The sequence below is a fragment of the Polaromonas sp. CG_23.6 genome (assembly GCF_029892315.1).
Taxonomy (GTDB): Bacteria; Pseudomonadota; Gammaproteobacteria; order Burkholderiales; family Burkholderiaceae_C; genus Polaromonas.
The window spans coordinates 1-20,272 of sequence record NZ_JARXUY010000004.1; the positions used below are offsets into that span (position 1 = coordinate 1).

General features: G+C 55.5%; 18 protein-coding genes and 5 pseudogenes. 10 read left to right on the forward strand and 13 right to left on the reverse strand.

Going from position 1 to position 20,272, the window contains the following annotated elements:
* Positions 1-1,645: Tn3 family transposase (locus H4V98_RS21245; protein WP_280758038.1), on the reverse strand; the 1,645-nt coding region annotated here is incomplete at its 3' end.
* Between the two features lie 163 nt (positions 1,646-1,808).
* Between H4V98_RS21245 and H4V98_RS21250 the strand changes: the two genes are divergently transcribed.
* Together H4V98_RS21250 and H4V98_RS21630 are read left to right on the forward strand one after the other, a co-directional pair.
* Positions 1,809-2,384 carry a recombinase family protein gene (locus H4V98_RS21250; protein ID WP_181375641.1) on the forward strand — a complete coding sequence of 192 codons (576 nt, stop codon included), beginning with the start codon at positions 1,809-1,811 and terminating at the stop codon, positions 2,382-2,384.
* Between the two features lie 33 nt (positions 2,385-2,417).
* Positions 2,418-2,549, forward strand: a pseudogene (locus H4V98_RS21630) (integrase); the annotation flags it as partial.
* 78 nt (positions 2,550-2,627) lie between these two features.
* Here the strand turns inward: H4V98_RS21630 and H4V98_RS21255 are convergent.
* From H4V98_RS21255 to H4V98_RS21275, 5 genes and pseudogenes are all read right to left on the reverse strand, one after another.
* A complete protein-coding gene (locus H4V98_RS21255) occupies positions 2,628-4,385 on the reverse strand; it encodes a hypothetical protein (RefSeq protein ID WP_280758039.1) in 1,758 nt (585 codons plus the stop codon).
* 569 nt (positions 4,386-4,954) lie between these two features.
* Positions 4,955-5,476 carry a hypothetical protein gene (locus H4V98_RS21260; protein WP_280758040.1) on the reverse strand — a complete coding sequence of 174 codons (522 nt, stop codon included), beginning with the start codon at positions 5,474-5,476 and terminating at the stop codon, positions 4,955-4,957.
* Positions 5,473-6,567, reverse strand: coding sequence for an XRE family transcriptional regulator (locus H4V98_RS21265; RefSeq protein ID WP_280758041.1), 1,095 nt, complete (start codon positions 6,565-6,567; stop codon positions 5,473-5,475). Before H4V98_RS21265 ends, H4V98_RS21260 begins: the two co-directional genes overlap by 4 nt.
* Positions 6,564-7,169, reverse strand: coding sequence for a hypothetical protein (locus tag H4V98_RS21270; RefSeq protein ID WP_280758042.1), 606 nt, complete (start codon positions 7,167-7,169; stop codon positions 6,564-6,566). Before H4V98_RS21270 ends, H4V98_RS21265 begins: the two co-directional genes overlap by 4 nt.
* A 660-nt stretch (positions 7,170-7,829) precedes the next feature.
* A pseudogene (locus H4V98_RS21275) lies at positions 7,830-7,928 on the reverse strand (transposase); the annotation flags it as partial.
* Between the two features lie 82 nt (positions 7,929-8,010).
* Between H4V98_RS21275 and H4V98_RS21280 the strand changes: the two are divergent.
* Positions 8,011-8,987: pseudogene (locus tag H4V98_RS21280) on the forward strand (IS630 family transposase); the annotation flags it as partial.
* Between the two features lie 214 nt (positions 8,988-9,201).
* Here the strand turns inward: H4V98_RS21280 and H4V98_RS21285 are convergent.
* From H4V98_RS21285 to H4V98_RS21295, 3 genes are all read right to left on the reverse strand, one after another.
* Positions 9,202-9,615, reverse strand: a complete 414-nt coding sequence (locus H4V98_RS21285) for a BLUF domain-containing protein (protein ID WP_280758043.1) — start codon at positions 9,613-9,615, stop codon at positions 9,202-9,204.
* A gap of 299 nt (positions 9,616-9,914) precedes the next feature.
* Positions 9,915-10,364 carry a BLUF domain-containing protein gene (locus tag H4V98_RS21290; RefSeq protein ID WP_280758044.1) on the reverse strand — a complete coding sequence of 150 codons (450 nt, stop codon included), beginning with the start codon at positions 10,362-10,364 and terminating at the stop codon, positions 9,915-9,917.
* An 800-nt stretch (positions 10,365-11,164) separates the two neighbouring features.
* Positions 11,165-11,725, reverse strand: a complete 561-nt coding sequence (locus H4V98_RS21295) for a recombinase family protein (RefSeq protein ID WP_280758045.1) — start codon at positions 11,723-11,725, stop codon at positions 11,165-11,167.
* A 312-nt stretch (positions 11,726-12,037) separates the two neighbouring features.
* Between H4V98_RS21295 and H4V98_RS21300 the strand changes: the two genes are divergently transcribed.
* The 5 genes and pseudogenes from H4V98_RS21300 to H4V98_RS21635 form a co-directional block, all read left to right on the forward strand.
* Positions 12,038-12,667 (forward strand): ParA family protein, encoded by a 630-nt coding sequence (locus H4V98_RS21300; RefSeq protein WP_280758046.1) that lies wholly within the window; start codon positions 12,038-12,040, stop codon positions 12,665-12,667.
* Positions 12,664-12,972, forward strand: a complete 309-nt coding sequence (locus H4V98_RS21305) for a hypothetical protein (RefSeq protein ID WP_280758047.1) — start codon at positions 12,664-12,666, stop codon at positions 12,970-12,972. Before H4V98_RS21300 ends, H4V98_RS21305 begins: the two co-directional genes overlap by 4 nt.
* A gap of 45 nt (positions 12,973-13,017) precedes the next feature.
* Positions 13,018-14,073: a plasmid replication initiator TrfA gene (trfA, locus tag H4V98_RS21310; RefSeq protein ID WP_280758048.1), complete on the forward strand. Its 1,056-nt coding sequence runs from the start codon at positions 13,018-13,020 to the stop codon at positions 14,071-14,073.
* Between the two features lie 845 nt (positions 14,074-14,918).
* Complete coding sequence (locus H4V98_RS21315; RefSeq protein ID WP_196870749.1) at positions 14,919-15,140, forward strand: antitoxin MazE family protein; 222 nt, start codon at positions 14,919-14,921, stop codon at positions 15,138-15,140.
* A pseudogene (locus tag H4V98_RS21635) lies at positions 15,137-15,217 on the forward strand (type II toxin-antitoxin system PemK/MazF family toxin); the annotation flags it as partial. The gene H4V98_RS21315 and the pseudogene H4V98_RS21635, both read left to right, overlap by 4 nt.
* A gap of 177 nt (positions 15,218-15,394) precedes the next feature.
* Here the strand turns inward: H4V98_RS21635 and H4V98_RS21320 are convergent.
* The 4 genes from H4V98_RS21320 to H4V98_RS21335 all read right to left on the reverse strand — a co-directional run bounded on the left by H4V98_RS21320 (position 15,395) and on the right by H4V98_RS21335 (position 18,547).
* The gene (locus H4V98_RS21320) at positions 15,395-16,021 is read right to left on the reverse strand and encodes a plasmid pRiA4b ORF-3 family protein (RefSeq protein ID WP_280757185.1); all 627 of its coding nucleotides are present in this window, start codon (positions 16,019-16,021) and stop codon (positions 15,395-15,397) included.
* A 44-nt stretch (positions 16,022-16,065) separates the two neighbouring features.
* Positions 16,066-17,670: an IS66 family transposase gene (locus H4V98_RS21325; RefSeq protein ID WP_280757186.1), complete on the reverse strand. Its 1,605-nt coding sequence runs from the start codon at positions 17,668-17,670 to the stop codon at positions 16,066-16,068.
* Positions 17,671-17,807: 137 nt separating this feature from the next.
* Positions 17,808-18,155: an IS66 family insertion sequence element accessory protein TnpB gene (gene tnpB, locus H4V98_RS21330; RefSeq protein ID WP_280757187.1), complete on the reverse strand. Its 348-nt coding sequence runs from the start codon at positions 18,153-18,155 to the stop codon at positions 17,808-17,810.
* Positions 18,152-18,547 (reverse strand): transposase, encoded by a 396-nt coding sequence (locus H4V98_RS21335; RefSeq protein ID WP_280757188.1) that lies wholly within the window; start codon positions 18,545-18,547, stop codon positions 18,152-18,154. The genes tnpB and H4V98_RS21335 overlap by 4 nt, the downstream gene beginning before the upstream one ends.
* Positions 18,548-18,844: 297 nt before the next feature.
* On the opposite strand from H4V98_RS21335, the gene H4V98_RS21340 reads away from it, so the two are divergent.
* Both H4V98_RS21340 and H4V98_RS21345 read left to right on the forward strand, forming a co-directional pair.
* Positions 18,845-19,438: a recombinase family protein gene (locus H4V98_RS21340; protein WP_280758049.1), complete on the forward strand. Its 594-nt coding sequence runs from the start codon at positions 18,845-18,847 to the stop codon at positions 19,436-19,438.
* Positions 19,435-20,251 (forward strand): annotated as a pseudogene (locus H4V98_RS21345) (DUF4158 domain-containing protein); the annotation flags it as partial. The gene H4V98_RS21340 and the pseudogene H4V98_RS21345, both read left to right, overlap by 4 nt.
* Positions 20,252-20,272 lie beyond the last annotated feature (21 nt).

Below are 20,272 nucleotides of genomic sequence, written 5' to 3' on the forward strand. Positions count from 1 at the left end.
CGGACGCGGTGGTGATGGTGGCGTCGGGCAGGCCGTTGGCTGCCGCCAGGGCATTGACCGTCGCCAGCTGCTGCTCCAGCAGGGACAAGCGCTCCTGCAAATACTGGTCGCAGTCGGTGGTCACGGCCAGCGGCAACTCGCTGGCCAGCTTGAGGCTGGCAAATTTGCCGGCCGGCACCAAGTAGTCCTCGAAGTCCTTGAACTGGCGCGAGCCCTGCACCCAGACATCGCCCGAGCGCAGCGCGTTCTTGAGCTCGGACAGCGCGCACAGCTCGTAGTAGCGCCGGTCAATGCCCACATCGGGCATCACCAGTTTCTCCCAGCGTTTCTTGATGAAGCCGGTGGGCGCATCGGCTGGCACCTTGCGGGCGTTGTCGGTGTTCATGCCGCGCAGCACTTCAATGGCCTCAAGCACATCCCTGGCAGCGGGCGCGGCCCGCAGCTGGAGCACCTCCAGGAACTGCGGGGTGTAGCGGCGCAGCATGGCGTAGCCTTCGGCGACATGTGGCAGGAAGTCAAAACTCTCGGGCTGCGCGAGCTTTTGCGCCTCCGTCACGCTGGCCGTGAACGCGTCCCAGGACATGACCGATTCGATGGCCGCGAAGGGATCGCTGCCGCCTTGCCTGGCTTGCACCAGCGCCTGACCAATGCGCCCGTACAGGCGAACCTTGTCGTTGATGGCCTTGCCGGACGCTTGGAACTGCTGCTGATGCTTCGTTTTGGCCGCATTGAACAGCTTGCCGATGATGCGGTCGTGCAGGTCAATGATCTCGTCAATGACGGTGGCCATGCCCTCCACGGCCAGCGCGACCAGGCTCGCATAGCGCCGCTGCGGCTCGAATTTACCCAGATCGGCGGGTGTCATCTGGGCGCCCTCGCGGGCGATCTTGAGCAGCCGGTTCTGGTGGACCAGCCGTTCGATGCCGGTGGGCAGGTCCAGCGCCTGCCAGGCCTTGAGGCGCTCGATATGCTCCAGCATATGCCGCGAGTTCGGCCTGACCGGCGACAGCCGCAGCCACGCCAGCCAGGTGAGCCCGCTGCCCTCCTTGCGCTGGAGCAACTCGTCCAGACGCTGGCGGTGTGCCAGCGTCAGTGAATCGGCCAACGCTGCGTGGATACGCCGGTTGGCACGCGTGATGGCCTCGGCGCCGGCTCGCTCAATGGCATTCATGGCCGGGAGAATGATGGCTTGACGACGCAGGTTTTCGACCAGCGTGCTGGCCAGCACAATGCCCTTGTCGGTCTGCAACGCCAGCTCTGTCAGCGTTTGGACGGCTTGCCGGTAATGGCGCATGGTGAAGGGCTTGAAACCAAACGCCGTTTGCAGTTCAACCAGATGCTCACGGCGGGTCTGATCGCGCTGGCCGTACTCATCCCAACAAGCTACTGGCACCTTCAGTTGCGCGGCCACCATGCGCAGCAAGGCAGGCGATGGGGATTCATCGGCGCCCAGAATGACGCCGGGAAATCGCAAGTAGCACAGCTGGATGGCAAAGCCAAGCCGGTTGGCTGGCCCACGATGCTGTCCAATGATGGCCAGGTCGGTATCGCTGAAGGTGCAAAGCCCGATAAGCTCGTCTTTGCCCTCGGGCAGTGCCAGCAGGCTCTCACGCTCGGCGGCTGAAAGAATGGAACGACGAGGCATCAAGGGTTCCTGGTTATGCTGGTGCGCAAACGATCGTTTGCGCAGCTATGCTGCAATGCTCGAATCCCACGGGAGAGCATGAGTTGCGCAAATATATTGCATTACTCAAACGAATGGCAACAGGTTTATAGGTGCTCCCCATCCTTTTGAAGAAAACCTCAAGATGCATATTGGCTACGCCCGTGTTTCCACCCAGGATCAGGACAACAGCGCGCAAATTGCAGCGCTCCAAGCGGCCGGTTGCACACGCATTTTTCAAGAAAAAGCATCGGCAGGACGTTGGGATCGCCCCGAGCTGCATCGGCTACTCGATCAGCTACGCCACGGCGATGTGCTCGTGGTCTGCAAGCTCGACCGGCTGTCGCGCTCGCTCAAGGACTTGCTGATGCTGCTGGAAAAGGTGCAGCTGTTGGGCGCCGGCTTTCACAGCTTGGGCGAAGCCATCGACACCACCACTTCAGCAGGCCGGATGATGATGCAGATCGTGGGCTCGTTCGCCGAATTCGAGCGTGCCATGCTGCGAGAGCGCACACGCAGCGGCTTGCTCGTCGCGCGCAAGGAAGGCCGTGTAGGGGGCCGGCGCCCCAAGCTCACCCCACGCCAGCAACAGGAAATCGTGCAGTTGGTCGCGTCCGGGCAAAAAATTGCAGCCGATGCCGCACGCCTGTTCAATGTTCACCCTTCAACGGTCGCACGGCTCTTGGCCAAGAACAAGGCGATGTCGCCCCATCAGCCTTAACGTGCTTTATTTTCCGTTTTCTGTGACGACCCCTACCTGCGCAATGGCGGCAAGCTGGAGATTGCCCAGCAGATGGCGAACCATGAAAGCGCCCGCACGACGGGCCTTTATGACCGGCGAAACGACCAGGTCTCGCTTGACGAGGTAGAGCGGATTTTGATCTGATCCAGGGTTATTGCTGACGTTTGCTCCTTGGCCATTCCCAGAAGTTTAGGCTAAATTTAAACTGAACGGAGAACGTCTTCAATTTAACGTAGCCAACAGCGGAAAGTCCGACGAAATCTTTTTGTCTATGGGTTCCAGTGCTTGCAAGACCTGCGCAAACTGGTGGCGCTGCCTTTCGAAGAATTCTGCAGGTCCGGTCAGTGTAGGGACGCTTCCGAACACCTTCAGCATTGATTTCAATGTCATACGCAGATAGAACTCGAGATTTGCGCACAGCAGGCTGGCCATTACGACTTGGCCGCCAGCGTGCACGATGTCGCAGCGTGCACGGTAGATTCGCTCGATCTGCCACCGCACGCGTCGATCGTGTGCTTTCAGCATTGCAGCTGTTTTCGCATGGGTGCTTAGATTTTCAATGAAGGTCAAGAGGTGAGTCCAAAGATATGGACTGCCTTGGCATAAAATTTCTAGCGCTGGTTTTTGCGCTGCGTCTTTCAGCGCTTTGTAGAGGATTGCATTCGAGCAGTCTCTCACTTTGATCATCACGCCATCAATCAGCACTTCACCATCTATATCTGCAAGTGCACTTTGAAATGCAGTTAAATGTTTTGACAAATAGGTTAAGGCTAGGGTGGGTGCCAGCGCGCCTTTAACCGTCTCACCAATACTGCCGCTGGATTTTGCTCCACTGGTGAGATATTCAATGCCAGTCCACCAGTTCACAAGCTTGTTTTCGAACATATTTGCACTTGTTCCGATTCGATAAAGACGGAAGGCCGAGAAAATTCGGTCTTTCGATTCGGTTTGTGACGAGTCTCTAGTAGCGAGTCCATCCAAATGCTTGACAAATTCCTCAAGACTTCTCGTTGGAGGTTCAGCCTCAGGATTAGGGATCAATTGCGGAAGACTTATGAATAGGCATTTGTTGCCGTCTCTAAGGAGGAAGCGAGTATCTACAGAAATTTTCGGCGTATCGTATTCGAACCGCATTAGATCCAGGACTTGGCCAATCTGGCGGTACGCATCTAAGCCCGCAGATCGACCATCCCTACTGGTGACTACGGCGGAAGCAAATAATCGGCTACGGGCTTTCGAAAACTGAAGAACAACTTTTTTCGAGACATCGTCTGGTAAATCTATGCTGTCTTCGGAGATGGTGATGCTGCCGAATTCACCGCAAACTTTCCCTATCTGCGCGGTTGAAGCGCCAGAAATTACGAAGATGACGTGATGTTCTTTCGCCGGCGCCATAATCTCGTTTTTCACTCGTGCGAATCGCTCAACGAAGCTATAAGGGGCTGGTGCCAGTGGTGGCGGCATAACCTCAAATGCTGAAGCTGCATCTACAAACGCTTTGTTGGATTCTTGATTTGCGCTTTCACCATCAGCTAGATGGCGGTAAAGGTGAAAAAGACTCTCAAGACTGAACCCCTCGTCGTGCGCTACGCTCAAAATGTCACGGCAAACCCTCTGAATTTGCGATTGGCAATCTTCGCGTTGTGCTGGCGTTTCTCCTGCTGGAATCAGCGCCAATGAATTCTCGATCCATGCGAAGCAGTCTTCGAGAAAGTACATTTTGAGCGATGAGTCAAACTCTCTAATGAACGATTTGAGAAGCAAACTGTTCTTCTTAAAGCCGCCTTCCTTTTGCTGCAAAGCTTCGGAAATCAGCGACAACGCGTCGTGAAGCGCAGGGTAGTGTGAAGGGTTAGCTGTGATGACTGGATGCCCCTGAAAAATTTCCATGGCCTCTTCCGCGACCACTTTTCGATCACTGTCATCGGCTGGCGGATCGAACATTCGCCGAAGCTCACGTAGGATGTTGAGCGGGTTCATCACTCGGACGCGGTAGGAGTCGAGCGAATGTTGATGCACCAAATTGAACCAGGCACTCAAGAAAAAATGCTGTCGGGTGTTGATCCCAAGTGTTGTAGTTTGTAGGTGCTGATCGATCCGCATGTTGCTCTAAGTTCAAATTGTTGTGATAGCATAGCTTTATGACGTAAGGTTTCTTAAGAGCTACGCAACCGAAAAAGCCAGGAATTGGAGGTACAGGCTGGGTAAGACCGCTGTACTCTCCTCTTCCACCTACACCAAAATGGGCCGCAGTTTGCGGCCCATTTCTCGTTTTGTAAAAAACTTTTATAAATCAATGAGTAGAGTCGGACATGTACGGCAATCAGCCTATGTGGCAAACGTGTCAGCTGGCCATTGAACTGAGCTAACCCGTTCGGGGATCCAGCAGTGAAGGTAAAAAGCACATTGCCGAGAGGTACGGCGTGTCTCGCACGACCCTTTACAAGCGTGTAGGTGTCATGCTGCCGTTGAACTAGAAGGCGCCGGCGAACTGAATACTCAAGGCGACTCTTGGTGATCAGTAATGCTTGCGGAACAGTGTGAAGGGGCTAGGCCTTGGATGGCATGCCATGAGTATGCTTATCAACCAGAGCAGCGATCTCTTGCATGGCGTCCTTCATAGCCACATCGTTGATCATTTTCCATAGGAAAAAGTCAGAATTTTTTATTTCCTCCTCCAATGTTTTGTAGAGATTGAGCAGATTCATTCGACCGTTTAGTGTTGACAAAAACATCTGAGCGGAGAATGCCAAGGCTGCAGCCTTGAGCTGAACTTCTGCAGCCTCTGGATTTGCCTGCTTGGCAGCTAATTTGGATTGCCTTGAGGCCCCCTTAATACCTGCTGCAATTAAGGTGAATTCGATATCGAGATGATTTTTTATCGCACTAAAGAATCTTGAAAATACCGCTGATTCGATTGCATTAAGGGGAAAAATATTGCCCTCTGCTATCGGTATTGAGGCTCGGGTATCTCTGAACAAATTATCAGCTTTGCTTGCCTCGACAGCTATCTCTCTGCGGATGTTGTCAAGGTATCGCAGAAGCGGCCGATTGTGATTGAGCTTCGTCATGCAGGAGCGAACAGGTTGACGACGTTGTTTGTCGCCTCAGGTGTACTCATGCCAAGCAGATCAAAAAGTAAATGTGGCTGGACATGCATTTCCCGCGCCACTGTCGCGACCGGCACACCAAAGTGATCTGTCAGAACACGAAACCCTTCAGAGACCACTTCCGGAATTTCCACTGCAATATTCTTATCCTCAACTTCTTCAATCGCCTCGCCATGGCGATTCAGTCCGATATACCCAGACCGAAATTGCTCGTCAGTAAAAACACCAAGCTGGCGGCCACGATATAAAAGGGCGGCCTTGGATACACCCCAGCGCATCTTTAGCTCGCTCAAGCCGTCCCAATTCAGTCTGGACCGTCGGAGCGCGAGATGGCTCTCCGCTACGAATGAGGTTCGAGGCAGCAAAAAAGCACTGGCAAAACGATTTGCCTGCGCCTCAGTGAGCCTGTCACCTGTCAGTACGCCGATATGCAACGCAAAATGCCCCAGTTCATGCGCGACACCAAACCGCCCCCTGCACGCCGAGCGCCCTGCTCCATTCAACGCGATGACGGGCCGACTAGTCGCAAAGGAAACGGCATCCACTTCGTTCGCCATACCGTTCACCCTTATGACAACGGCACCGGCATTCTCTGCAACCCGGGTAACGTTGCTGATCGGCCCCCAGCCTAAACCCCATTGACCACGACAGCGCTCAGCTGCTTGCTCTATAGCTTCATCTGATGATGGATCAGCTTCTGATATTTGGTAAGGCGGCATTTCCAGATACTGGTCTAGTACGCATACAAGACGCTTTAGCATTTCACCGCGGGCTCGCGCATATTGACGGAGCGTCGCCTTCGTCGTCAGCTGCTTTCGAAAATGGCACTGCTCTTCGGTCAGTGGCATCGGATCGTGATGCCGTAAAAACTCTGGAAGGATCTGCAAGTCATCGACAAGGGCTTGCTCAAGTGCCGACGAAGCCGGCTCTGCACCGGTTTCAATTCGACTTAGAAATTGCTTCGACTTCCCCAGCCGTTCGCCTAGGTCAGATAGGGAAAGGCCATGGAAAAGGCGCGCAAGCCGAATATTGGAGCCTAGTACGGCGTTCATTTGCCTCCTGGAGCGGCTTGTACATCGGCTCCTAAGCTGCGGCGCTTCGGCGCAACGATAGGTTTCGAGATTTCGACGGGGTCTGGTACAGCTTGTTTAACGTCAATCAGCGTACGAACCAACGCCTTCGATTTCCAGCGGCAAACTAGGCCATCCGTGGCAGTGAATCCCAGAAGTTCCACGCACGGCCCAGAAAACTCATCCATTGCGCAGTCAATCACAAAGCAGAAACGTACGGCCTGGCCAGGCTCTGCAAACTCAATTAACGGCATCTGGAATCGATGCACTTCAAGCACTGCACGTTTTGTAGGAGCCGACGCATTGTCGTTGCTGAACCGGCAGGGAATCCCACCAATCGAAAACACTAAATCGAAGGTGCTATTTTCAATACTGAGCCAATCATGTGTACCTTTGAGGTACTCATTGACGATTCTTTGCTTTTGCCGCCCAAAGCGAGTTGTTCCCCGCGTGTACGGAGTATCAGTGTCGCGAACCAAGTCATCCTCAGTGGCATACCACTCCTCTAACAGCCATTCGGCTACTTTAGAGAGCCGTTCGGTGGTCAACGATGGCTGGAAATCAACAGGCGGTTGAAGTTTCATGATTGTGCATTTTGGTTAAATCGTCAATGCATTATGTGCGAAATTTTGAGTTCGTCAATCCCCGCCAACATTTTGTCGAATACGCACTACAACACCGTCTCAACTGTTGATAACGAATAGCGTTTATCGGCCGCTGCCACGATACCAGCAAGGCTCACTGCTGCTGATCAGCGGCAGATAAACCTGTTGGACTGAACCGCCGCCCTGGACAGCGGCAAGAAGAGGGGATTGAAAGCTTCGCTGTGCCAGCCGGATCAGTTCAAGAGGGCGCTGGCGCTGCAAACGGGCATGGTGCAAGGACGCCACTCACGCAACGCGGCCTCAAATCTGGGATGGCGTGGTCATTTGGGATGGTTCGCGCCGAGATGTGAGAATGCCGCGCACAGCACGGCCAGTAACGCCAGGGCGTGCCATGCAGTGGCAGTGAGGATCCGGGTTCCGTCGTTATGGCGGCCCCCGAATTTGTGGCCATACCGTAGTGGCGCCGGGCGCTAGCAACTGTCTGGCGCCCGGCAGTGTCCCGCTGACATGCAGCCGTCCCGTCCCGCAGCACGGGCACAGGTCCACGTCAAACCTGGCCACCCTTGCCATGAAGGCTTTGACCGGCTCAGTAATCTGAGGGTCGATGACTGGCATCTCCAGGGCCAGGCGCGCAGCACCCAGCTTGACCGCCTTGCAGCTCGAAGCGAGCACCCCATAGTGGCGAATGCGCTTGAGGCCGCTGGGGAGCACATGCTGCAGGACGCGGCGCACGAACTCCACGCCGGGCAGCCGAACGGTGCGTTTTCCCCCATGTGAATCGCCCTGGGTTTTGTGGAGGCCCGTTGGGTTGAGTCAGACCGACATAGCGGCCATGCTGTGCGTGAGCGAGCGCAAGGTCGATCGGGTCAAGAAGAAGTTTGTCCAGGAAGGCCTGGAGCTGACCCTGAACCGCCAGCCCTCCAAGTGCGAGTACGACCTGAAGATTGATGGCCGCCTGGAAGCGCAGCTGCTGGCCCTGAGCTGCTCGGCGCCGCCCGAAGGCCAGGCACGGTGGTCGCTGCGGCTGCTGGCCGATCGGCTGGTCGAGCTCGAATTGGTGGACAGCGTGTCTCATGAGACGGTACGGCGGGCGCTCAAAAAAACGAACTCAAGCCGTGGAGGAAAGTTGGCTGGGTGATTGCCCCGCAGGCCAGCGCCGCATTCGTGGCGGCCATGGAAAAGGTGCTGGACATCTACAGTCGGCCCTACGATGCAAAGCACCCCGTGGTGTGCATGGACGAGACGCCCCGGCAGCTCATTCGCGAGACCCGCGAGCCCATTGCAGCGGCGCCCGGGCGGCCCGAGCGCCATGACTACGAATACGAACGCTGCGGCGTGTGCAACGTGTTCATGGCTAGCGAGCCGCTGGCTGGGCGACGTTTGACGAAGGTCACCGAGCGCCGAACCAAAGCGGACTGGGCAGTGTTCGTGCAGGACATCGCGCAGAGCTACCCCGACGCCGAGCGCATCACGCTGGTGATGGACAACCTCAACACGCACACCCCGGGCTCGCTGTACGAGACGTTTGCCCCCGAGCAGGCCAAGGCGCTGTGGGACCGCTTCGAGTTCGTCTATACCCCGAAGCACGGCAGCTGGCTGAACATGGCCGAGATCGAGATCAACGTCATGGTGGGCCAGTGCCTGAGTCGGCGCATCGACAACATCGAGACGGTGCGAAGCGAAGTCGCTGCCTGGCAGAGTCGCCGCGACAACCTTCAGGCCAAAGTCAACTGGCAATTCACGACCAAGAATGCGCGAATCAAGCTAAAACGGCTTTACCCGACAACTACCTCATGACGCGACACTAGTGAGTAATAGCAAGAAAGCATGCTGAAACCACATGTGTTGCCGCCAAATCGTCGGCTTCAGCCTGCCTTCACTCGCCGTCAAAGTGAAAATAAAGGCGGCGCGTTGTAACGTTTCCCTGAAAGAGCTGTTTGCGGAAATGTGGACGCTCTACAAGAACAACTCAAAAAAAGAGCGCCTAGCGCGAAAGGACTGGCAGTGGCGCTTAACTTTTGAAAATCTTGAGCAATGTCACCGCAGGAGACGCAGAACCAATTTTTCGATCCGTTTTTGCAGCTTCGATGACTTCAACTAGCTCATCATATTTGTCAGCTTGTCGATCTTCTAAATTAGTCATGTTCATGCCCCAACGAGTAAAGGTTCGAAATTTCGCGGGTTCGCTGTAAAGAAGACGCGAATTCTTATGACGGGAATCTTTTTCTATTTTGTGAAAAAGAGCGTTCAGGGTTGCTGCTGGGCCCTCCAAGACCTGTAAAAACCAGCCTCCATTGTAAAACAGGCTACCCGTTACATCGATCAGTTCGTTATTGGCTTTGGATATATTTTGAATGGCGCTGAGTTCTGCCGAAGACATTTTCCGAACAGCTTGACTGATATAAATAAGTTGATTTATTGACATTTTTATTTTAACGATTGAAGAGAAGCGACAGGGCCTGGAGTTGCAGGATGAAAGAATATCGAATCACAAATTAACTTTGTTGCACAACGCAATGCTTTATTCGGCAACTCGCGAAAGCGAACGGCGTTCAATGTTCGAGCACCGGAATTGATAAGCAATTTCCTTTCTATAAATTTCCGAGATTTGGTTTGGGGTATCGATGATTCGTAGTTCTCGGTTTTCAGGGATCACGAAACCGTAAAACGGATTGGGGGTAGTGCGGATGATGAGGAGCGGGCAGATACGCTGTGATAACTGCCCTATTCACTGATCGTGTCAACGGCCGTGGCAGCGCCAAGAAAATGCAGCACACTTTCATCCATTTGGTTGTCAAACTGATAAGGATCGAACCGTTTGTATCCTCGCGACTCGAGTAGTTTTGTCAACGGCGCCTCGATTGCCACGAACTTCATTTCCCAGCTTCCAAAAGAGCGTTTTTCTATCCATCTTTGTGAACGCACAGTGATGTCGCTATGCCGGGGATCGTCTTTGATCTTTTGCAGAAGATCAAGGACTGCTTCCTCTTCACCCTCAATGCACTGGAAAAAGCAACCGTCGCCAAAATAAAGAACACCCGTCAAACCACTTCTCTTGTTGTTGATTCGGGACTTCAGGAGAATGCGACCCACAGTGGGCTCTATCCCCTTGAAGTTTTCCGGCCTGACCGAAGTTGAGCGGCTGATATAGACAAGCTGGGTAAGTTTTTTCATTTTTTTTGTGTGTGAATGCATCAACGGATGCCCTCATTTTCAACTCGTGAAGTGCTGATGATTTAAGCAAGTGTTTGGCTGAACCCTGCTAGGTTGCGGAGCTTGGCAAATAGAGTGGAGATATGAAAAAGCAATTTCGCGGATATGTTGAGATACATAACGGTTAATTGCGGCAGAAATTTAGGGGGAACCTGGGAATTTTTTTCCATACCAAAAAAATACATCAGAAATCGCTAACTCAGTGCCGCTTTAGGCTCACAACTGAAATGAAAAATTACGCGTAGAAAGTTAAGCTGCCTTATGTGTGAACTGATGCCGCACTCAGACCATCGAGATCGAGGCGTTTGTGACTGCCTGCTCGATTCCGCCAAGCTGCTTTAACAAGCCCTGTCACGTGTCGCCTTTCGGAAAAGGCCAAAAAGCAGCATTTCGTGTTGCTCATGCCAGAAGGCAAAGGTATGGTGCTCAGCTTTTGCGTTGGTCCGAGGAAATGAGGACCATCCAAGCTCACGGGGGGGGGATCAGGGGACCATTCGCAGGGTACAGACAGGCCTCGACAAAGAAATGACCTTTAGCAGGCCTATGCGAAATCGATAAAACCCTAAAAACCGCGATGAAAGCTTTGGGATTTGCATTCAAAACTCAGTAAGCTACCTTAAAAGTCGGCGAGTCCTCTGGCCGCGAGCCACGCCGGTCATAGACGCGCGTGGTGCTGATGCTCGCATGCCCGAGCCACTCCTGGACTTTGGCGATGTCGGCGTGATGTTGGGGTTTAGGGCGCAATGGAACGCAAAACACGGTTAAGGAATTTTGTTGCGCTGCAAAAGACGCGAGATGGTCGCGGGATGAACATTAAACAGTCGAGCTGCTGCTGCTGCGGTTTTCTGACCCGTGTGAATCAGGCTGACAATTTCTTTCTGCTGGTCGGGCCTGAGCTTGTGGCGTCGCCCTCCAAGCCGGCCTTGCTTGCGCGCTTCATCCAGACCGCTGCGCGTGCGCTCGCGCAGCATTGCACGCTCGAACTCGGCAAAGCTTGCGACGATCTGCATCATCATGCGGCCGCCGGCGGAGGTGGTGTCAATCGCTTCGGTCAGACTGCGAAAGCCAGCCTGCGCCTGAGCGATTTTCTCCATCAGGCTGAGCATATCCTTCAGTGAGCGTGACAGGCGGTTGAGCTTCCAGACCACCAGCACGTCATCCTTGCGCAACTGCCCGAGCAGGCGATGCAACTCCGGCCGGTCCCACCGGCCACCCGAGGCCTTCTCCTGAAATATCAGTTCACACCCGGCTGTTTTTAACGCGGCAATTTGTGCCGCCGTTTCCTGATCCTGGGTTGAGACGCGTGCGTAGCCAATCAGCATTGGTGCATAAACCTATTGCAAATTAATTCTATTTTGCAATACATTTGTGCAACACACAATGCCTTGATGGACGGTCCTTCAGTCATCGTTGCGCAAAGGAAGGTTTGTGCACGGTTTCTCCTATGGCAAAACGCATTGACCAATGCGACGAGCACGGTCTTAACTGGGTTTTGCGTTCCGCTGCTCCCTAAACCCCGATGCCCGCAGCTTTGAGCTAAATTGAGTAATTTTTTTAGGTAAACATTATTTTTAGATAGATAAATAAATAGATAGATAGCTATATATAATGATAGCTATTTAGGAGAGATGTCGATGATTTATGCAATCGTAAATACCAAAGGTGGAGTAGGGAAAACTACGACGGCAGTCCATCTAGCAACAATGCTTGCGCGTTTGGGCGAAACCTTGTTAATTGATGGCGATCCGCAAGCTAGCGCTGCGAGTTGGGCGGCGTGGCGGCGTGACAATTCGTCGCATGGTCCAAGCCCGACTACAACATGTCTTGCCGGAAAAGCGATTCTTTCTGAAGGAAAACAGCTTGCAGCCAAATATGAGCATGTGGTGGTTGATGCTGGCGGCCGTGATTCCGTTGGCCTGCGTTCTGCCCTGTTGTTGGCGAACATAGCGATCGTGCCAATTGGTGCAAGTAGCCTTGATGCTGCAGCCATGACGGATTTACTGGAAGTAGTCGAATTGAGTCGCGATTACAACCCAGAATTGGATGTGCGTATATTGCTAACCCGTGTTGATCCGCGTACCAAGGATGCCGCTGAAATGCTGAAATTTCTGGCCGAACAAAACCTCACGGTGCTGCCAACGAAAATTTGCGAGCGCGTTGCTTTCCGTCGCGCCATTGGCGAGGGGGTTGTTGTCCAAGAGTTGGGCAAGGATCAAGCTGCTATTGCTGAAATTGAAGCCTTCTTTCGTGAGGTTCAAGCATGAAGGCCAAACCCAATACTGATCAATTTAGGTTGAAAAAAGATCCATCTGAGTTTCTCGAAGGCGGTGCTGCTGATACTGCTGACAGGACAGAAATTACACAACCAGCACCTGAGACGCCTAAAAGGCTAATTGCTCAACCAGCAGTAGAAACTAAGGTGCATCGTGAACAAAAAATTTTCCGACTTCCTCTTGATGTGATTAATGAACTCAAACGTGAGGCATATGAACGATCTGTAAATGCAGGCTTTCGTGTAACTGAAACGGAACTAGTAGAGCAGTCATTACGAGAATTCTTGAAAAAATAGTTAGATGGATAGATAACTATATAGCTATCTATTTATATAGAGTTTATGATGGGAATAGACAAAATGATCGATCAAAAGCTGACGACAAAACGCACTCAAGAAGCATGGGTGAAAAAAGCAATTAAGACCGGAATGACAGAGGTAGAAGCGTTAGCTGTCGTGCAAAAGATGGCCGCTATTAAGCACGTAAAGTCAGCACCTAAACCGAAAATTCTGTCTAGTTTGAGCAATAAAACGAAACTGAATTCTGCAAAAAAAAGTGATTTTTTTGCAGATGTTCTTTTGCCTCTATCAGAAATAGAGCCTGCCTTATCAACTGCACTCACTGTTGAAATTAGCCAGCTGCCGCTGTGGCCAGAAGTGATGCGATCACTTCCAAACGAAATTCTTCGTTCTGCTCTTTTTAACGCACGAAATCGAAAAAATCCTCGTGCAATGATGAAAAGCGAACCCGTTGCAGTCATCGGTGATGGACGAATCAGTTACCGAGGTGAAGAGCTACGCCAGGATGATGAAACGGTATGGCTGCAACTTGTTCATCTGGCGCGTCGCCATGTAGCTGGCCAGCTTATCGAATTCACTGCGTACTCGTTCTGCAAGGACATTGAGTGGTCAATTAATAGCAAAAGCTACCTCCGCCTCAAGGAGTGTTTGCGTCGGATGCAGGCCACTAGCCTTGATGTTTACAGTAAGCGTCTTGAACGAGGGGTTAGTCTGTCCATGATTCCATTTTTTGAGTATGAAGATAGCGAAACTCAAAAAAAGCTCCAACGCTGGAGGGTGCGCATTGCTCCCGAGCTAGTCGAGCTATTTGGCGATAACTATTTCACCAGACTGGAATGGAAACAACGACTGCAACTACCCGATGGTCTTGCAACATGGCTCCATGGGTATCTTGCAACCCATCGGATACCGCATCCAATAAAAATTGAAACGATTGCCTTTGGTGCCGGATTGACCGAAACCAATAAGCCAGAACTTCGAAGGCTTGTAAAACGAGCACTAACAAATTTAGTCAACTGTGGATTTTTAACAGAATTCGATGTCTATGAAGATCTAGTCACAGTGAAACGGACTAACAATAAATATTCAGAATGCTGATGACGCTATTGAGTTTTGACCCATAAAAGTATGAATTCCAATGATTGAGAAGACGTTCGAGATGTAGTTTGAAGCATTTCAAACTCATATTTCAGGTGTTAAACAACTGTTAAATCCACTTTGGACAACTTATCCACACCCTTGAGTTTTGACACATGCCTGTTTTGGCTAAAACCTATGCGCGACAAGGAGTTTAGGGACATTTCACATTCGCCTTAGGAGTTATCCACACCGTTGATCTTTGACACATCAATCATTGAGTTTAGACACATGAACTATTGAGTTTAGACCCACTGTGGATAACTCTCAACGCCATGACTGGCGTGGCCTACAGCCCGATTGAAAACAGTGCTAACCCGTATTTAACCTTTACTTAACCTAGCACCGCCTCTTGGGGCTTCGCCCCGCCAGCTCCTCCGGCCTTCGGCCTGCGCCCGCGCTTCGCGCTCCCCACCCGGCATCCCCAACACAACAACAGACCCCTTGCAGAGGTCGCATAAACAGCCACAAGTGCGGGCACTTCGTGTACCGCAGCGATGGCCAGTGAAGCAAACAAACTTCAGCTTCTGATCGACTAACCCCCCGACCCCCTCTACACGAGGGGGCGAAATACCCTGTCGAGCAAGAGGGGAGGGTGCAAAGGCTGTTGAGTTCGCCAGAACAGGCCTTCCTGCGTCGATTGATTGGAAACCAAGGGGGTGGTAGCCATAAGCCTTTTGCGGCGTCCTTGAGGCACTATCCGGTTTTAGAACGTTGCGAAAAACGCTAGTCGATCAGATGGCGTTGCATGTAACCTATAAATCTGCTAAATTAGTTACATGTAACTAATGAAAAGGAGGTTTGCGATGGCTCTTTCCGTGGCTGTACGCGTTCAAAAGCGTCGCGATGCACTGCGCATGGCCGGGCTTCGCCCGGTTCAAATCTGGGTGCCTGACACCCGGCGTCCTGACTTCGCGGCCGAGTGCCGCCGTCAGTCCAGGCTGGCCGCGCAAGCTGACATGGCTGACGTGGACTTGCTCAACTTCATGGATGATGCGCTGGCCGATGCGGACGGCTGGAGCGCATGAGGCGAGGCGACTTCGTCACCATTGCCATGCAGGGTGATTTTGGTAAACCCCGGCCCGCCTTGATCGTTCAGTCCGACCAGGGGTTGTAAGCCGGAACCGCCGAAAATTCCGTCGCTCGTTCAGACGATCAACCGGCAAGCATGCTTAATGCGCTCGACTAAATGTCCGAACGCTCCGTTCACGTACTCCGATGCGGGGTAAAACAAGCAGTCGTGTCGCCAGCGTAAGCGTCCGCCCAGTACCCGTATTGAAACTCAAGACTCTGTGTGGTTGAGCCACTGGTTGATTTGGGCCACGTCGAATGCGGCAGGGTCAAACGGGCGGCCGATCCATTTTTTAAGTTCGTCGTGCTCCGGGTGGGCTGGATCGGCCAATGCCTGCACGAAGTCCTCGTAGCCCGGCGCGCCGCCTACATCCTCAGGCGGACAGGCGTTTTCTCCGGCCAGGCACAACGCCAGCGACAGCGGCGCGTCAAGCGTGACGGTTTTTTCCACCTTGACCTTGTGGCGCCAGTTGTCCCCGAAGTCGTAGACGTAGAGGAACGTCCTGCGCGCGCACAGCGCCTCTTCAAGCGTGACGCTGGCCTCATCGATCACGCCTTCAGGCAAGTCCCAATCCGGCTCCAACGGGCCGTAATTAGCATCGGCAAAGACGAACTCATGCAGATGCCCGCCTTGCCAGCCCGTGCCCCACAGGAGCGCGACATGCAGGCGCGAGAGGTCGATCGTGGTGGGCACCAAGAGGCGGCGCCAGACCTTGGGGTACACCCATTCAAGCTCGACATGGAGTTGGTACGCCCGCAGTTCGCCATTTGCATTGGCTGCGGTTTTGGCCCCGGGTTTCTTCGCGCCTCCTGGCAGTCGGTGCAGCTTGGCAGTCATGTTTGGCTACTGTAGCGAAATCGGTGGACAGGCCGTGGCCCGCATCAGGCTGCGCGCGCCATGTCCTGCGTTTGCTGGGCTGCTGGCCACGCAGGCCGGAGCCGCTCGGCCACCCGCCAGGGCAGCAACTCGTCAATCCGGTTGATCGGATGGTCGGCAATGCGCTCCAGCACATGGTGCAGGTAGGCCTGGGGATCAATGCCATTGAGCTTGCACGAGCCGATCAGGGTGTAAATCACGGCGGCGCGCTCGCCGCCGGCGTCTGAGCCAAAGTGCAGGTAATTCTTACGCCCGAGGACGACTGCGCGCAGCGCCCGCTCGGCCGCGTTGTTGTCCATCTCGATGTGCCCGTCGTCCACGAAACGCGTGAGCGCCTGCCAATGGTTCAGCGAGTAACCAATGGCCTGCGCCATGGACGACTTGGCCGAGAGCTGGCCAAGGGCGTCATGGAGCCAGCCGTGCATCGCCTCGACCAGGGGTTTGGCGCGGCTTTGCCGCTGGCGCCGGCGTTCCTCTGCGGGCTTGCCCCGAATGTCTTTCTCGATGGCGTACAGCACCCCGATGCGCAGCAGCGCCTGATGGGCCAGCGTGCCGGGCATCTCGTCCTGTCCCTTGTGGATTTCATAGTACTTTCTCCGGGCATGAGCCCAGCAAGCCGCTTCGACGACCTGGCCATCGGCAAACAGGGCGTCGTAGCCCGCGAACGCGTCGGCCTGCAAGGTGCCGGCAAAGCCCGCGAGGTGGCCCCTGGGATGCTCGCCTTTGCGGTCCGGGGAATACTGAAACCACACCGCTGGCGGCGACGCATCGCCGCTTGGCCTGTCATCGCGCGCGTACACCCACAGCCGGGCCGTGCGGGTCGTGCCACGGCCCGGGCTGAGCACCGGCACGGGCGTGTCATCGGTGTGGATCTTGCCCGCCCGCAGGACGTAGCGGCGCACGGCATCGGCCAAAGGCTGGAGCAGCCGCGCCGCGCCGGCCACCCAGTCCGCCAGCGTGGAGCGCTCAAGCACCACGCCCTGGCGGGCGTAGATCTGGCTCTGGCGGTACAGCGGCAGGTGGTCGCAGAACTTGCCCACCAACACCTGCGTGATGAGTCCGGCGCCTGCCAGGCCACGATCAATGGGACGGCTCGGCGCGGAAGCCTGCACGATCGTGTGACAGCGGACACAGGCGAGTCTGGGGCGCACGTGGCGCACGACCCGGAAGCTGCCAGGCTGGTACTCCAGCACTTCGGAGGTGTCCTGGCCAATTTGGCGCAGTTCGGTGCCGCACCCCGGGCAAGTGCAGTCGCTTGATGCGAGGTGAATCATCTCCTGGCGCGGCAGATGCCCGGGCAGTTGGCGGGGGGCGGTGCGGCGGGAAGCGGCCTGGCGCTTTTTGCGGGCGTCCTCAAGGTCGGCGACGGGGGCGCCTTGCAAGGCCTCCCCCGCGTCACCCGCTGGCACGAGTGCCACGCCAGGCGCCTGCACTTGTGACTGGGCGCTGTCCACCTTCTCGCTCGAGCGCCCGTAGCGCATGCGCCTGAGATGGAACAGCTCCAGCGTGAGTTTGTCGATGGCCAGGCGCAGCGCGCCGATCTGCTCGTCACGCTGCGCGACGCCTTGCTTCAAGGCATCGATTTGTTGCAGCAGCGCGTGTGAACTCATGGGCGCCACTTTGCCAGCAAAACCGGCACGCCAAAAGAAGGGGTTTCACGGTTGCGGGTAGCCCCCGCATGTGGTGTTACCTCCACCCGGCTCCCCGTGCGCGCCCCTTCGGCAGAGCAGGTCATCCGTTCATGAACTCAGGCAGCGAGCGTGGGCTGCCAGGTGCGCACCGGCATGCGCCAGTCGATGCCTTCGAGCAGCATGGACAACTGCGCCGGGCTCAGCGAGACCGCCCCGGCGTCGGCCTGCGGCCAGACGAAGCGGCCCCTCTCCAGGCGCTTGGCAAACAGGCACATGCCCTGGCCGTCCCACCACAGCAGTTTGACGATGTCACCGCGCCGGCCCCGAAAGACAAACACATGGCCCGAGAAGGGATCTTGCGCCAGCGCGCCTTGCGCCAAGGCGGCCAGGCCGTCAAAGCCTCGGCGCATGTCCGTCAGGCCAGCGGCCAGCCACACGCGCGTGCCCGCCGGCAGGCCGATCACGGCGCGTCCCGCAGGGCCTGGAGCACGCAGCGCACACTGGCCGGATCGACGCTGCCGCGCAGTCGCACGCGCGCGCCGCCCACTTCAATCTCGATGACGCCGGCCGCCGGTGCCCGCACCGTTGGCGCTGGCAAATCGATGACCGCGCTTGCCGGTGGCAAGGGATCCATCGTGACCGGCAGCAGTACGGCCTGCGTGACGGGCTTGAGCCGCGCCGGGCGGCCAGATTGTGCGCGCCGCCACTTGAACAGCAAATTGGCATTGATGCCGTGCGCCAGCGCGATGGCCGCGACCGAGGCGCCGGCCTGCTCGGTCAGCTTGACGAGCTTGCGTTTGAAGGCTGCGCTGTGTCTGCGCTTGGTGGCCTTGAGGGGATCTTTGGGAGGTTCCATGACGGTGTGCACTTGTCCGGGTTGAGTGCACACCATGATGGCGTGCAACTCCCCGGATACTGCCCGGCCCATCAACCTCGCGCAAGAATGGTATTCGTCGGACGCTTACTCGCCAGCCGCCATTTGAACCTGTTTCTCGCAAACCTTTTGGAGCTGATGCGCGTGACGTAAAACAGGTGTTTGGCGACAGGCCGCCGGGAACCAGCAAAAACGTTCGTGTGGTGCCTTAAAAATATGCGAAAAACCATGTCGCTATTTGCTACCATGCGGAAACCTCAACTTGATAGTTTTCCGCTTATGTTGGTTGGCTACATGCGCGTGTCATCGGACTCTGACCGACAGAGCACGGATTTGCAGCGCGACGCGCTGTTGGCCGCCGGCGTCGATGCACGGCACCTGTTCGAGGATCACGCCTCCGGCGCGAAGGATGACCGCATAGGCTTGGCGCAGGCACTCGAATTCGTTCGACCTGGCGACGTGTTGGTGGTTTGGAAGCTGGATCGGCTCGGTCGCTCGTTGTCACACCTGCTCGCCATCGTAAATACGCTTAAGGACAAACAGGTGGCGTTCCGGTCGTTGACCGAGGGCATGGACACCGCCACCGCATCGGGCGAGTTGCTGTTCCATGTGTTTGGCGCGCTCGCGCAGTACGAGCGCGCTTTGATCCAGGAGCGCGTCGTCGCCGGTCTGGCCGCCGCTAAGCGGCGAGGCCGCATCGGCGGGCGGCCACAGGCGATCACTGGTGAGAAGCTGAACACCATCACTGCCGCGCTGGACGGCGGCATGTCCAAGGCGGCGGTGTGCCGCAACTTCGGCGTCAAGCGCACCACCTTGATCGAAACCCTGGCGCGGTTTGGCTGGACGGGATCACGTGGAGGGTCATCACGATGACTGCCAAGAGCGAGCGCTTGACCGTCTTGCCGGATGCCGAACAGGAAGCTCTGTACGGCCTGCCGGACTTTGACGATGCACAGCGGCTGCAATACCTGGCGTTGACGGAAACCGAACTGGCGCTCGCCAGCAACCGTCCCGGCCTCGATACCCAAGTCTACTGCCTCTTGCAGATCGGCTACTTCAAGGCCAAGCATGCATTCTTCCGCTTCGACTGGAGCGAGGTCGAGGACGATTGCGCCTTCGTGCTGAGTCGCTATTTCCATGGCGAGGCGTTCGAACGCAAGCCGATCACCAAGCATGAGCACTACACTCAGCGCGAGGGGGTCGCCGAGCTGTTCGGCTACCGGTTGTGGACGGCCGAGTTCCTGCCGCAGCTTGGGCAGCATGCCACGCAGACCGCGAGGCGCGACGTGACGCCACGATTCGTGGCCGCCGAGCTGATCGTCTGGCTCAACGAGCGCAAGATCATCCGGCCCGGCTACACCACCCTGCAAGAGCTGGTCAGCGAAACGCTATCTGCCGAACGTCGGCGGCTGGGTGGCCTGCTGTCGGAAGTCCTGGACGACGCGTCCAAGGCCGCGCTGGTCCAACTCCTGATACGCGACGAAACCCTGTCTCAACTAGCGGCGCTCAAGCAGGATGCCAAAGACTTCGGTTGGCGTCAGATGATCCGTGAGCGCGAAAAGCGCGCCTTGCTGGAGCCGCTGCACAGAATCGCCAAGGCGCTGCTGCCCAAGCTTGGCGTCTCGCAGCAGAACCTGCTGTACTAGGGGTCTGAGGTGCAGTGGAACCGTAAAAGCAGTTAAGAGGCCAAGATAGATGGTCAAATAG

Bases quoted from the DNA above. Each gene is read 5' to 3' on its own strand.
- H4V98_RS21250 (WP_181375641.1), top strand. From the start codon at position 1,809: ATGCATATTGGCTACGCCCGTGTTTCCACCCAGGATCAGGACAACAGC.
- H4V98_RS21255 (WP_280758039.1), bottom strand. From the start codon at position 4,385: ATGAACCCGCTCAACATCCTACGTGAGCTTCGGCGAATGTTCGATCCG.
- H4V98_RS21260 (WP_280758040.1), bottom strand. From the start codon at position 5,476: ATGACGAAGCTCAATCACAATCGGCCGCTTCTGCGATACCTTGACAAC.
- H4V98_RS21265 (WP_280758041.1), bottom strand. From the start codon at position 6,567: ATGAACGCCGTACTAGGCTCCAATATTCGGCTTGCGCGCCTTTTCCAT.
- H4V98_RS21270 (WP_280758042.1), bottom strand. From the start codon at position 7,169: ATGAAACTTCAACCGCCTGTTGATTTCCAGCCATCGTTGACCACCGAA.
- H4V98_RS21285 (WP_280758043.1), bottom strand. From the start codon at position 9,615: ATGTCAATAAATCAACTTATTTATATCAGTCAAGCTGTTCGGAAAATG.
- H4V98_RS21290 (WP_280758044.1), bottom strand. From the start codon at position 10,364: ATGAAAAAACTTACCCAGCTTGTCTATATCAGCCGCTCAACTTCGGTC.
- H4V98_RS21295 (WP_280758045.1), bottom strand. From the start codon at position 11,725: ATGCTGATTGGCTACGCACGCGTCTCAACCCAGGATCAGGAAACGGCG.
- H4V98_RS21300 (WP_280758046.1), top strand. From the start codon at position 12,038: ATGATTTATGCAATCGTAAATACCAAAGGTGGAGTAGGGAAAACTACG.
- H4V98_RS21305 (WP_280758047.1), top strand. From the start codon at position 12,664: ATGAAGGCCAAACCCAATACTGATCAATTTAGGTTGAAAAAAGATCCA.
- trfA (WP_280758048.1), top strand. From the start codon at position 13,018: ATGATGGGAATAGACAAAATGATCGATCAAAAGCTGACGACAAAACGC.
- H4V98_RS21315 (WP_196870749.1), top strand. From the start codon at position 14,919: ATGGCTCTTTCCGTGGCTGTACGCGTTCAAAAGCGTCGCGATGCACTG.
- H4V98_RS21320 (WP_280757185.1), bottom strand. From the start codon at position 16,021: ATGACTGCCAAGCTGCACCGACTGCCAGGAGGCGCGAAGAAACCCGGG.
- H4V98_RS21325 (WP_280757186.1), bottom strand. From the start codon at position 17,670: ATGAGTTCACACGCGCTGCTGCAACAAATCGATGCCTTGAAGCAAGGC.
- H4V98_RS21335 (WP_280757188.1), bottom strand. From the start codon at position 18,547: ATGGAACCTCCCAAAGATCCCCTCAAGGCCACCAAGCGCAGACACAGC.
- H4V98_RS21340 (WP_280758049.1), top strand. From the start codon at position 18,845: ATGTTGGTTGGCTACATGCGCGTGTCATCGGACTCTGACCGACAGAGC.